Annotated in this window: 10 protein-coding genes; 2 read left to right on the top strand and 8 right to left on the bottom strand. The window is 60.2% G+C overall.

Annotation, left to right across the window (positions count from 1 at the left end; all coding sequences use genetic code 11):
• Positions 1 to 55: 55 nt before the first annotated feature.
• The 7 genes from GRI41_RS13660 to crtY all read right to left on the bottom strand — a co-directional run bounded on the left by GRI41_RS13660 (position 56) and on the right by crtY (position 8,531).
• Positions 56 to 1,606 (bottom strand): acyl-CoA carboxylase subunit beta, encoded by a 1,551-nt coding sequence (locus tag GRI41_RS13660; protein ID WP_160605696.1) that lies wholly within the window; start codon positions 1,604 to 1,606, stop codon positions 56 to 58.
• Positions 1,607 to 1,717: 111 nt separating this feature from the next.
• A complete protein-coding gene (locus tag GRI41_RS13665) occupies positions 1,718 to 3,619 on the bottom strand; it encodes an acetyl/propionyl/methylcrotonyl-CoA carboxylase subunit alpha (RefSeq protein WP_160605697.1) in 1,902 nt (633 codons plus the stop codon).
• 9 nt (positions 3,620 to 3,628) lie between these two features.
• The gene (locus GRI41_RS13670; RefSeq protein ID WP_328600566.1) at positions 3,629 to 4,621 is read right to left on the bottom strand and encodes a phytoene/squalene synthase family protein; all 993 of its coding nucleotides are present in this window, start codon (positions 4,619 to 4,621) and stop codon (positions 3,629 to 3,631) included.
• Positions 4,622 to 4,653: 32 nt separating this feature from the next.
• On the bottom strand, positions 4,654 to 5,235 hold the full coding sequence (locus GRI41_RS13675) for an LOG family protein (protein ID WP_160605698.1): 582 nt from the start codon (positions 5,233 to 5,235) through the stop codon (positions 4,654 to 4,656).
• A gap of 56 nt (positions 5,236 to 5,291) precedes the next feature.
• Positions 5,292 to 5,654: an endonuclease domain-containing protein gene (locus GRI41_RS13680; RefSeq protein ID WP_160605699.1), complete on the bottom strand. Its 363-nt coding sequence runs from the start codon at positions 5,652 to 5,654 to the stop codon at positions 5,292 to 5,294.
• 61 nt (positions 5,655 to 5,715) lie between these two features.
• The gene (locus tag GRI41_RS13685; RefSeq protein WP_160605896.1) at positions 5,716 to 7,206 is read right to left on the bottom strand and encodes a phytoene desaturase; all 1,491 of its coding nucleotides are present in this window, start codon (positions 7,204 to 7,206) and stop codon (positions 5,716 to 5,718) included.
• Between the two features lie 80 nt (positions 7,207 to 7,286).
• Entirely contained in the window at positions 7,287 to 8,531 is a 1,245-nt protein-coding gene (gene crtY, locus GRI41_RS13690; RefSeq protein WP_160605700.1) for a lycopene beta-cyclase CrtY, read from the bottom strand.
• A gap of 110 nt (positions 8,532 to 8,641) precedes the next feature.
• Here crtY and GRI41_RS13695 point away from each other — a divergent pair, with 110 nt between their 5' ends.
• Positions 8,642 to 9,256 carry a DUF2585 family protein gene (locus tag GRI41_RS13695; RefSeq protein ID WP_160605701.1) on the top strand — a complete coding sequence of 205 codons (615 nt, stop codon included), beginning with the start codon at positions 8,642 to 8,644 and terminating at the stop codon, positions 9,254 to 9,256.
• Between the two features lie 62 nt (positions 9,257 to 9,318).
• Positions 9,319 to 10,212, top strand: a complete 894-nt coding sequence (locus tag GRI41_RS13700; RefSeq protein ID WP_160605702.1) for a MipA/OmpV family protein — start codon at positions 9,319 to 9,321, stop codon at positions 10,210 to 10,212.
• A gap of 84 nt (positions 10,213 to 10,296) precedes the next feature.
• Here the strand turns inward: GRI41_RS13700 and GRI41_RS13705 are convergent, their stop codons facing one another.
• Entirely contained in the window at positions 10,297 to 12,351 is a 2,055-nt protein-coding gene (locus GRI41_RS13705) for a S9 family peptidase (RefSeq protein WP_160605703.1), read from the bottom strand.
• Positions 12,352 to 12,373: the final 22 nt, after the last annotated feature.

Below are 12,373 nucleotides of genomic sequence, written 5' to 3' on the forward strand. Positions count from 1 at the left end.
TTTGAATGTGAGGTATGGTCGCGGATTGCGCGGCTTTGTGCAAGGCCTGCCTTGGCTAAGTTTCGGATTCGAGACGTCGCCACGCAATATCGGCAAATTCGCACAGCAGCGGCCGCGTGTCGCGCGGGTCGATAATGTCCTCGACATTGAACAGCTCTGCGCTGCGGAAGGGCGAGGTGACTTTTTCCAGCCGCGCCTTGATCTTTTCCAACTCGGCAGCCGGATCTTCGGCGGCTTCCAGATCGGATTTATACGCCACTTCCAGTCCGCCCGCGATGGGCAGCGAGCCCCAATCACCACTGGGCCAGCAATAGCGGTACTGATAGCGGTCGGCATTGCTCATCGCGCTTCCGGCGATGCCATAGGCGCGGCGCATCACGATGCTGGCCAGCGGAACACTGGCTTTATAGATCGCGTTCATCGCCTGCACGCCGTAGCGGATCGTGCCCGCCATTTCCGCCTCGCGACCGATCATAAAGCCGGGATTGTCGACCAGATGGACAATCGGCAGGCGAAACTGGTCGGCCAGTTTGACGAAACGCTCGACCTTTTCGCTGGTCTTGGCTTCCCATGATCCGCCCAGAAAGCTGGGATCGCTGGCGACCACAGCGACGGGCCAGCCATCGAGCCGCGCAAGGGCGGTAATCGCCGCGCGGCCCCAATTGCGGCCGATTTCGAACACGGTGCCTTGATCGAACAGCATGTCCATGCCGCGGCGCATCGAATAGACTTGCTTGGGATCGCGCGGGACGAGGCTGAGCAGGGCTTCCTCGCGCCGGTCCACCGGATCGCTGCATTCGGCGCGGCGCGCGGGCTGGCCGGCATATTCGGGCATGAAGCTGAGGAAATGGCGCGCGCGGGCGAATGCCTCGGCCTCGCTCGCCACCTCGTCATCGACCACGCCGTTGCGCGTGTGGATATCGCTGCCGCCCAATTCTTCCTTGGCCTGCTGATGATCGGCGGCGCTTTTGTAGCTTGCGCCCAAACCATCGACCACGGCGGGACCGGCAGCAAAAATCTGCGACAATCCGCGCACCATGATCGAATAATGGCTGGCGACGATGCGCGCCGCGCCAAGGCCGGCGGTTGGCCCAAGCGCGAGCGCCACCACCGGCACCGTATCGAGATTGGTCACCACATCGCTCCAGCCCGGAACCGCGGGGATATAGGTCGCGCCAATCTGTTCGAGCGTTTTCACGCTGCCGCCGCCACCGGTGCCGTCGATCATGCGGATGATCGGCAGTTTCAGCTCATGCGCCATCCGCTCGGCCTGCACCATCTTGCGCTTGATCCCCGCATCCGCCGCGCCGCCGCGAATGGTGAAATCGTCCGCCGTGGCGACCACCGGGCGGCCATGGATGGTGGCTTTGCCGAACAGGAACGGCGCGGGGAGCACGCTTTCGAGATTGCCGTCTGCGTCATAGGAACCCTTGCCCGCAATCTTGCCGATTTCGCGGAAAGAGCCTTCATCGCACAGCGCCGCCAACCGCGCCCGCGCATCCATCTTGCCCCGCCCATGCTGACGCGCGACTTTCTCCTCGCCGCCCATCTGCTCGGCAAGCGCCTCGCGCTGCCGCAATTCTTCGAGTTCTTTTTGCCACGACATCTCACTCTCCGTTCGGGCTGAGCTTGTCGAAGCCCTGTCCTTCTTCTTTGGACACAGCGCTATAAGAAAGTGCAACCCTTCGACAAGCTCAGGGCAATCGGAAAATGGAACTCAGCCCTGATTTGCCGGTTCCACCACAGCCAGAACTGCCTCAACCTGCACTTGCCCGCCAACGCTGGCGGCGAGTTCGGTTACGGTCCCGTCAAACGGGGCGGTCAGCCCATGCTCCATCTTCATCGCCTCAAGCACCATCAGGCGTTGACCGGCGGTGACGGTATCACCCTCGGCCACATCAACCGCGATAACCTTGCCCGGCATCGGCGCGAGGATTGCGCCGTCGCTAGTGGCGGCGTGGCCACCGTCCCTCGGAGGTTGGGCGGTAAACTCATACGTCCGACCGCGTTCTGTTACGACAATCGTATCAGGGTTTACGTGGTCGGCAGTTGCCTTTCCTGCAAATGTCTCAGCCTTCGCCGAGTATACTTCTTCATCGTGGAACAGTGTGACCTCGCTCTTTGTGCCTGCGTTAAGGCGAAAGCCGAATGTGCCTTCCCTAAAGTTCCGTTCGTCCCAGCCTATACCGCTCCAATCGAGCCAATCATGCCTGAATCGTGATGCCGCCGAGACGATGACATCCTGTGAAGGAGGGCGAACCTCCAATAAGCGCTGCTCTTGTCTCTCGATCAAACTTGTATCCAGTTCACCGGACACAAACTCTGGCAGATCAAGACATTCAAAAAGGAAGGCTTTGTTTGTGGTGATCGGATAAACGACAAGACTATTCAGGATGCGCATCAACCCGGTTCTGGCTGCGTTCCTATCGTCGGCGTGGTTGATGACTTTGGCGATCATCGGATCGTAAAATGCGGTTACAGCGTCGCCGTCCTCGACGCTCCATTCTAGGCGGCCATCTCCCGGCTGAAATATTTCATCGACTGGGCCTGGGCTCGGCAAGAACCCCTTCGCCGGATCTTCCGCGTAAAGCCTCGCCTCGATAGCGTGCCCGTTGATGCTCAGCTCATCCTGCTTCAGCGGGATCGGCTCGCCGCTTGCCACGCGCAACTGCCATTCGACCAGATCGACGCCGGTGATCTCTTCGGTCACCGGATGTTCGACCTGCAGGCGCGTGTTCATTTCCATGAAGAAAATGCGATCCGCGCGCAGGCCTTCGCTGGCGTCGGCGATAAATTCTATGGTGCCTGCGCCGACATAATCGACCGCTTTTGCTGCACGAATTGCTGCGCAGCATATTTCTTCGCGTGTTGCAGCATCCATGCCGGGGGCAGGGGCTTCTTCGATCACTTTCTGGTGGCGGCGTTGCAGCGAACAATCGCGTTCGAACAGGTGGACGACATTGCCATGGCTGTCGCCGAACACCTGCACTTCGATATGGCGCGGGCTGGTGATCCATTTCTCCAGCAGCACATCATCATTGCCGAAGCTGGCCTTGGCTTCGCGCCGGCAGCTTTCCAAATCGGCGGCAAAATTTTCTGATTTATCGACTTTGCGCATGCCCTTGCCGCCGCCGCCCGCAACCGCCTTGATCAGCACCGGATAGCCGATTGCCTCGGCCTCTTTGGTCAGCCGCTCGACCGTTTGGTCATCCCCCAGATAGCCGGGTGTTACCGGCACGCCCGCGGCGATCATCCGCTCCTTGGCGGCATCCTTCAGCCCCATATCGCGAATGCTGTCTGGATTGGGGCCGACCCAGATCAGCCCTGCATCCTGCACTTCCTGCGCGAAATCGGCGTTCTCCGACAGGAAGCCATAGCCGGGGTGGATGGCGTCCGCCCCGGTCTCCTTCGCAGCAGCGATGATTTTTTCGCCCACCAGATAGCTTTCGGCGGCGGGGCTGGGGCCGATATGCACAGCTTCATCGGCAGAGCGTGTGTGCAGCGCCTTCGCATCGGCATCCGAATAGACCGCGACGGTGGAAATACCCATTTCGCGCGCGGTGCGCATGATACGGCAGGCAATCTCGCCGCGATTGGCGATAAGGAGCTTATTGATCATGCCAAGCGGTTAGGACGCGTGCGCTTTTTCCGCAAGCATTGCCCGCGTCCAGCGCGGCATTTCAGCGGGTTGGCTCGGGCGGTTGGCCAAAGCCTGGAAGAAAGCCGCGGTGATATGGCGCAGCTTGGCGGCGCGGGAGATATAGACGCGGTGATCCCATGCGGCCGTGCCAAGTTCACGGACCTGATGACCGATCGCGGTGTAAATGCGCGCGGCCGATAGGATCGCCCAGCGGCTGCGGAACGGCAGACGGGGCGTGCCCAGTCTGGATGCCGCGGCGTGCACTTCCATCAGCGCAACCAGCTTCGCGGTCATATCGGCCAGTTCCTGCCGGTGATGTGGTTTGGTGTGCTGGCCGGGCTCGATATCTTCTTCCACCAGCCATTCGACGGGAAGATAGCACCGGTCCGCCGCGTCATCCTCTGCAATGTCGCGGGCAATATTGGCGAGCTGGAAGGCAAGGCCGAGATCGCATGCACGGTCGAGCGTTTCGTGGTCATCGGGCGATACCCCCATCACCACCGCCATCATCACCCCCACCGCCCCGGCGACGTGATAGCAATATTGCATCAGATCGCCTTCGCTGCGCGGTCGCCATTCCTTGGCATCCAGCGCAAATCCGGCGATCACATCTTCGGCCATTTCGCGAGTGATCCCGCATTCCTTGGCGACCAGACCGAATGCATCGAAGGCCACATCCGCTGTCGGCTGGCCTTCGAAAGCGCGATCGGTCAGCGCGCGGATCGATTTGAGCCGGTCTGCCGGTTTGGACAGGTCACCCGGCTCGCCCTCTCTTGGCCCGCCCATATTTTGCGCGTCGGCAATATCGTCGCAGCGTCTGCACCACGCGTAAAGCAGCCACACGCGCTCGCGGGTCTTGCGGTCGAACAGTCTGGATGCGGCGGCGAAGCTTTTCGATCCTTCTTCGATCGAGGCGCGCGCCTTAGCGACCAGCGCCGCGCGATGCCTGCCGCCGCCATGCTGGCTCGGGGTGCTCCGGATGAAAGAGGACGGAGCCAGAGGCCGCGATTTATTCAGAGGTCATCCGCCTTCATCTGGAAAATCGGCGTATGCGGTTCATAGCTCGCCATCTTGTCGAGCAGCGCGTCCATAGTGCTTTCGGCAATCAGGATATGCTGATGCGCCGGGCGGACAAAGCCGACTTCGGCCATTTTGGCGTTGAAAGAAATCAGATCGTCGAAAAACCCGAATGCGTTGAGCAGGCCCACCGGATTGCTGTGATAGCCAAGCTGCGCCCAGCTCATCGCCTCCCACAATTCGTCCATCGTCCCGACCCCGCCGGGAATGGTGATGAATCCATCGGAAAGATCGGTGAACGCTTTCTTGCGCTCATGCATGCCGGGGACAGTGTGCAGCTCGGTACAATCGGTGTTGGCCACTTCGGAATTGGCCAGCGCATCGGGAATAACCCCGATCACTTCGCCGCCCGCATCGAGCGCACCCGATGCAACCGCACCCATCAGCCCCAGCCGCCCGCCGCCATAGACAACGCCGATCCCGCGCTTCGCCAGATTCGCGCCGACTTCGCGGGCAAGAGCCATGTAACGCGGATCTTCGGGTGTAGCCGAACCACAATAAACAGCGAGACGTTTCATAGTTCCTCCCCGAACCGGGGAGGGGGACCAGCCGCAGGCTGGTGGAGGGGCACCATCTAAATCTCCATCCTTGCTTCGCAAATTTCCACCAACCGTTGAACGACCGGCTCGATATCTTCAAGCACCTCCTGTGCGGGGATGCGGGTTGTGGCAATGCGTCGTGAGCGCAGGAACGACGCACGATTGGTGTCGCGCCGAGCCGCTTCATCGCCATCATGCACTGCGCCATCGATTTCAATGGCTAGTTTCGCCTTGGCGCAATAGAAATCAAGCACGTAGTCACCCGCGGGGTGCTGTCTCCGAAACTTTAGTCCTCCCGGTCGTTTCCTGAGTTCTTTCCAAAGCAGAACTTCGGGAAGAGACATCTCGCTTCGCAGTTTGCGGCTTAGCTTCACTGTTGATTTCGGCCCTGTGATCACGAACCGTGCCCCTCCACCATGGCGTTCGCCATGGTCCCCCTCCCCGTAGCGGGGAGGATTTTCACTTTGCCAAATCCTCGATCATCAGCCCGGCGGTGGCCTTAGCACTGCCGACCACGCCGGGGATACCCGCGCCGGGATGGGTGCCTGCGCCGGTCAGGTAGAAATTGTCGATCACATCGTCGCGGTTGTGCCCGCGAAAGTATGCGCTTTGGTGTAAGACAGGTTCCAAGCTGAAAGCGCTCCCTAAATGCGCGTTGAGATCCTGATGGAAGTCCTTCGGCGCATAGTGGAATTTGGTCACGATCCGGTCGTGGATGTCAGGGATCAGGCGGCGACCAATCTCGTCGAGAATGCGTTTTTCAAGGATCGGGCCAATCTCGTCCCAATCGACTGCCAGCTTGCCCATATGGGCAACGGGCACCAGCGCGTAGAATGTGCTTTTGCCCTTGGGCGCCATGCTCGGGTCGGTGACGGTCGGATGGTGCAGATAGATACTGAAATCCTGCGGCAGAACGCCATTGTCGTAAATATCGTCGAGCAGCCCCTTATAGCGCGGGCCGAACAGGATCATGTGGTGCGGAATGCCCGGCCATGTGCCTTCCAGCCCGAAATGGACCACGAACAATCCTGGGCTGTAGCTTTTGCGCGCCAGTTTTCTGGCATGGTCTTTCCCGCGCTTGGTGCCTGACAGCAGGTCGCGATAGGAATGCATGATATCGGCATTGCTGGCGACGGCATCGAAACGCTGTTTGAAGCCGCTTTGGGTCTCGACTTCGGTCGCGCGGTTGCCAATCGTGTGGACCTGCACCACCGGATCGCCGACTTTCATCGTTCCGCCCAGCCGTTCGAACAGGCGCACCATGCCCGCGATCAAGCGGTTGGTGCCGCCGCGCGTCCACCACACCCCGCCGTCTTTTTCCAGCTTGTGGATCAGCGCATAGATCGCGCTGGTTTTCATCGGATTGCCGCCAACCAGCAATGTGTGGAAGCTCAACGCTTCGCGCAGCTTTTCCGATTTCACATATTTGGAGACAATCGAATAGACGCTGCGCCATGCCTGATATTTTGCCAGGCTGGGCGCGGCCTTGATCATGCTTTTGAAATCAAGAAACGGCACGGTCCCCAGCCGGACATAGCCTTCCTGACACACGCCCGCCGAATATTCGAGGAAACGGTCATAACCGGCAATGTCGCCCGGCGCGACGCGTTCCATTTCCTTGCGGAAATGCGCGTCATCATTGGAATAATCGAAATTGACCCCGTCGGGCCAGTTGAGCCGGTAGAAAGGCATGACTTTCATCAGCTCGACATCGTCTTTCATATTGTGGCCGGAAAGCGCCCAAAGCTCTTCCAGACAAGGCGGATCGGTGACAACGGTGGGGCCGCCATCGAAAGTGAAGCCGTCTTTCTCCCAATAATATGCCCGGCCGCCGGGCTTGTCGCGCCCTTCGATCACGGTGGTCTCGATGCCCGCCGATTGCAGCCGGATGGCCAGCGCCATTCCGCCAAAACCCGCGCCGATCACGCAGGCGGTCTTTGCCGCTTGCATGCCGCCGGACGCGTCCTCGCCCGATGGTTTGGTGCCGGGCGGCGTGCCCAATTCCATTTGCGGAGAGTCGACGGTGCCGTTCATCCGATCTTCTCCTTCCCTGCGATTAGCGGAGCGCCCTTGCTACCCAGCGCGCCGATCGCCCTGATTATGGAAACAGGCGGCCTGCCGATCAAAATTCGTGCGCGGTCACCAAGGCGCGATGTACCCGCATAGAAGCGTTCGATCAATCGCGCCGGCAAGCGGTAAAACCGTTCAAAAATGACAAACCGCCGATCGGGCTTGGCCGCGCCGAACAGCATCGCGCCCAGGCGGCGGTAGAATTTGGTCTGTTTCCAATGGCGCCGCGCGCGGGTTTGGAACAAGGCGGAAAGCTGCTGCCCGGGCAGCAGCGCATCTTCGGCAATCGCCAGCGCGGTCTGCACGGCAAAGGGCACAGTATAGCTGGTCAGCGGGTGGGCGAATCCACCGCGCGCACCGGCAAGGGTGACGCCGTCGATCCTCTGGCTCGCTTGAAAGGCCGCAAAATTGCCGCCGGTTATAACCGGCAAAACGCCCGTTTCGCCGCCCAGAATCTCCCCGTCCCAGCCATGCCGTGCGCTGTATCGGTCGATCCGGCCTGACAGCGCACCGCGATCGAGCACCGGGCTGTCGGCATAATAGGTGTCTTCGATAAATAGATCATTCGCGCCCAGCGGCAATACATAGACAAACCGGTATGCGCCGCCGCCATTGCGCGGATCATCGGCGGGGGCGAGCTGCTCCACCGCGGCGTCCATGATGATCGGGCGGTCGATCCCGTGCGGTTTTGCGGTCCGTGTATGCCGGCCCATAAAGACCTGCCATCCGCCGGTCAGATGCTCGCTTGGTTCGGGTCCGCGGCAGTCAATCACCGTGCGCGCAGAAATCCGCGAACTATCCGCCAAAGTCACGCCATCGCTGTCGAGCGAGGCGACATTGCGATTGGTCAGCAGCGTGTCTGCGCCCAGTTCACGGCGAAGCGCGGCGTCGAAATCCTGCGAAGTGAGGGAGAAATAGGTCGAGGGCAGTTTGCGTTCATAAGCGGGGAAACGCACCGAATAGCCCTGCCATTCGGACTTGCGGAAGGGGGCAAGCAATGCGTGCCCCGCCTCGTCCAGATCGCTGCCGAACCAGCTCCAACGGTGATTGCCGCCCAGCGTTTCGCCCGCCTCGATCACCAAAACGCGCATTTCGGGGTGCCGCTTGCGCAAAGCCAGTGCAATCAACCCGCCGCTCAGCCCGCCGCCGACAATGGCGATTTCGGTTCTGGTGTCTGCAGTGGGTTGTTGCGCGCGCCCGTTCATTTCCTGTCTGCACTAGGGCGCAATTCCGGGCTGGGCAATGGCGTTTGCCCGGCGATACACCGCCATCACAAAGCGATTTGTATGGCGAAGCATTTGTGGCACAAGCAGATATGGCTCAACCACTTCTCCCGCACCGCAAGGCGGTTATCGCAAGCATTGTAATTCTTGGCCTGACACTGGCGATCCTGCTGTGGATGGGCCGCCCGCCGATCTGCGAATGCGGCTATGTCAGCCTGTGGCATGGTGACATAAATTCCTCCGGCAACAGCCAGCATCTGGCGGACTGGTACACGCCCAGCCACATCATCCACGGGATGATTTTCTATGCGCTGGGGTGGTTCCTGTTCGTGAAACTGGGCCTTGGAGGGAGCACGAGGTCGGGCCTAGGGGAACAGTCTGCTGCGCGATGGAGCTTTACTCTGGCCGTAGCGCTGGAAGCTGCCTGGGAAATCGCCGAGAACACCCCGATGGTGATCGATCGTTATCGCTCTGTAACGGTCAATTGGGGCTATTCGGGCGACAGCGTGATCAATTCGATGGCCGATCTGGGCTGGATGAGTCTGGGGTTCTTTCTCGCGCTCAAACTGCCGGTCCGCGTGACAGTGATATTGGCCATCCTGATGGAAGTGCTCGCAGCATTTGTGGTGCGCGACAATCTGACGCTGAATGTCATCATGCTGATTTATCCGGTGGATGCGATTGCCCAGTGGCAAGGGATGGGCTGATCGCGCCTGAGCCGGAACGGATTGCCGCGTGCATCATTGTATGGGCAAACAGAGGTTTTAGAATGACATTGAAATTTTCCGCATTGCTGGCGGCAAGCGCGCTTGCTGTCTGTGCATCGCCCGCGCTGGCACAAGACCCGTCCAACGGCACCGCACCGCCCGTCGCGCCCGATGGCGCCGCGCCGGAAGGGCCGCCTGACTCGGTCTTTGACGACACCTGGATCAGCATCGGCTTCGGCGCGGCCTATAGCCCCAGCTATACCGGATCAGACGACTATGTCGTGTCACCGCTACCGGTGGTGCAAGGCAGCGTTGCGGGCGTGGATATCAGCCCGCGTCCCGCCGGCCTCGCGCTCGATTTCATTCCTGACACTGACGATGGACCCAATTTCGCTTTCGGCCCGGCCATCCGACTGCGCAATGACCGGGCGGACCAGATCGAAGATCCGGTGGTGATACTGGCCGGCGAACTGGACCGCGCGGTCGAAATCGGGGCGGCAACGGGGATCAGCTTCCCCAAAGTTCTCAATCCCTATGACAGCCTGTCATTCAGCGCGGATGTCCGCTGGGATGTCGCCGGTGCGCATGATGGCATGGTGATCGAACCGAGCATTAGCTATTTCACCCCGATCAATCGCGGCACTGTAGTGTCGCTGTCGCTTGGTACCGAACTGATCGATGATGACTTTGCCGATTATTATTACTCGGTCGATGCGGCGCAAAGCGCGGCGAGCGGATTGCCGCAATTCACCGCCGATGGCGGATTTACAAAAGTCAGCTCCACATTGCTGGTTGGCGTCGATCTGGATGGCAATGCGCTCAATGGCGGGCTCGGGGCGGTGCTGATTGGCGGCTATTCGCGGCTGCTGGGCGATGCCAAGAACAACCCGTACACGAGCATTCGCGGCAGCGCCGACCAGTTCTTCGTTGGTGCCGGGTTGGGATATACTTTCTAACCAAACCACCACCGGACAAGCCCCAAATGAAAAGGCCCGCCTCACCCAACAGGGAAGCGGGCCTTTCCTTTTTTTGCCAAGCGATTATTCGGCGTCAGGCGAACCGCCGCCTTTGGCGCCGTCGGCCAGTTCAGGGCGCGATGGCGGAAGCGGTGCGTCGCGGTCGCCACTTTTCAGATAGGTATCAAACCAGCGCATCATCCGCAGGTTGTAGTCATAGCGGGCAGCCGCGCGGCGGTTGCCGTGGCCTTCGCCCGGATAAAGCACGAAGCGCACCGGCGTGTCGGTGCGGACCTTGATATTGCGATAGAGTTCGTAGCTCTGGCTCGGTGCGACGCGGGGATCGTCCGCGCCATGCATGATCAGGATCGGCGTATCGGCTTTGTCGACATGGTAGATCGGCGACACGTCGAGCATGCCCTGCCAGTTTTCCCATGGCCATTTGCGGCTGTGCACATTGTACATTTCCAGCGGAATATCGGTAGTGCCGAATTTGCTGATCTGGTTGGAAATGCCGACGAACATCACCGCTGCGGCATATTCTTCCGACAATGCAGTCGCGCCCCATGCAGAGGCATATCCGCCATATGATCCGCCAGTGATCCCCACGCGATCAGGATCGGCAATGCCTTGCTCTACAAAGTGGCGTTTCGCATCAACGATATCGTTGAATTCCTTGCCCGCATAATCGTTCTGGTGCTGCTTGGCGAAAGCCACGCCATAGCCGGTCGAGCCGCGATAATTGGGCAGGAACACGGCATAGCCTTGCCCCGCTGCGACCTGGCCGGGCTTGCTATAGGCGGTGAGCCAGCCATTGCTTTCATGCGCTTCCGGACCGCCATGGACATTCATGATCATCGGTGCACCACCGGCAGGCGTGCCGCCGACAGGTTCGATCAGGATGCCTTCAACCTGCTGTCCGTCGCGCGCGGTATATGTCACCACGCTTTGCCGCCCGAAATCAATTTCCGACAGCCATGGATTATGCGTTGTCCAGCGATTGAACTGGCCATCTTCCAAAGCGAACAGCTCGCTGGGGTGCGTAGCCGAACTGGCGCGCACGAAAATCCGGTCGCCGCCCGCTTCGATGCCGGTCACGGCAAGGCCGGTGGCTTCGATTTCGGAGGTTTGCTCGCCATCATTGTCGTAAAAACGGATGAAGCTGGACGCGCCCTTGTGGATCACCACCGCCAGCGAAAACTGGCCGACAAATTCGGCGTCAACCGCTGCTTCTGCCGCGCCCGCATTGATCGGAATGATCGCGCCGGTGCGCACATCGATCACATTCAAGGTTGTGGCAGCGGGGTCGTTCACGTCGACCCCGGCAATAAGCGAAAGCGCGCGGCCATCGGGCGAAATTTCGAGATCGTCGATCTTGCCGGGTGTTTCGACCACGGTCAGCGCGCCGCTATCCAGATCGAGGATATTGACCCGCTTCTTGGTGTAGCTGTCATCGACATTCGGTGTCGGTGCGGTTTCGATAATCGCCTTGTTGCTTTCGGGAGCAACGCGGAAGCTGCTGACATAGCCGGGGACTTTGATCTCGGCGGGATTTGCATCCACCTCTGCGCCGTAGCGGGCGGAGAAGATACGGTTCAGCCGCGCCTCTTCCTCATAAACAACCGCGTTAAAACCGGCTTTTTTCTGCTTGTCGCGCTGGTCGTCGCTCTCCGCGCCCACCAGCATATAGATGGTCGTGCCATCGGGGCTCCATGTGTGCGAGCGGACGCTGGTGTCCTTGACCGCAGCCAGCTTGCGCTGCGCACCGCCATCAACCGGGATGCCCCACACCGCGCGATCATCATCATCCTCATGTTCCCAGATGAAGCTGACCATGGTCCCGTCAGGCGAAAATGCGATGCCCGAAGGATCGACATCTTTGGGCAGGAAAGTCCGCGAAAAACCCGCGCTATAAGCGATGTTGAGCTCGCTCTCGGTTGTGCCATTGTCTTCGCCTTCGGTCACATCGGGAAGGCTGTTGGTGGTATAGGCCACGCGGCTGCCATCGGGTGAAACGGCAATCGCGCCCACGCTTTCCAGCTTGGCAACATCTTCGGGAGTCATCGGGCGGGCGGTCGCGGTTGCGGCAATCGATGCCGAGCCTAGCAAAGTGGCTGCGAGCACAAGCTTGCGGGTCATTCTGGAATTTCCTCTCGTGACG

Origin of the sequence: Pontixanthobacter aquaemixtae (assembly GCF_009827395.1) — a bacterium.
In the GTDB taxonomy this organism is placed as follows: Bacteria; Pseudomonadota; Alphaproteobacteria; order Sphingomonadales; family Sphingomonadaceae; genus Pontixanthobacter; species Pontixanthobacter aquaemixtae.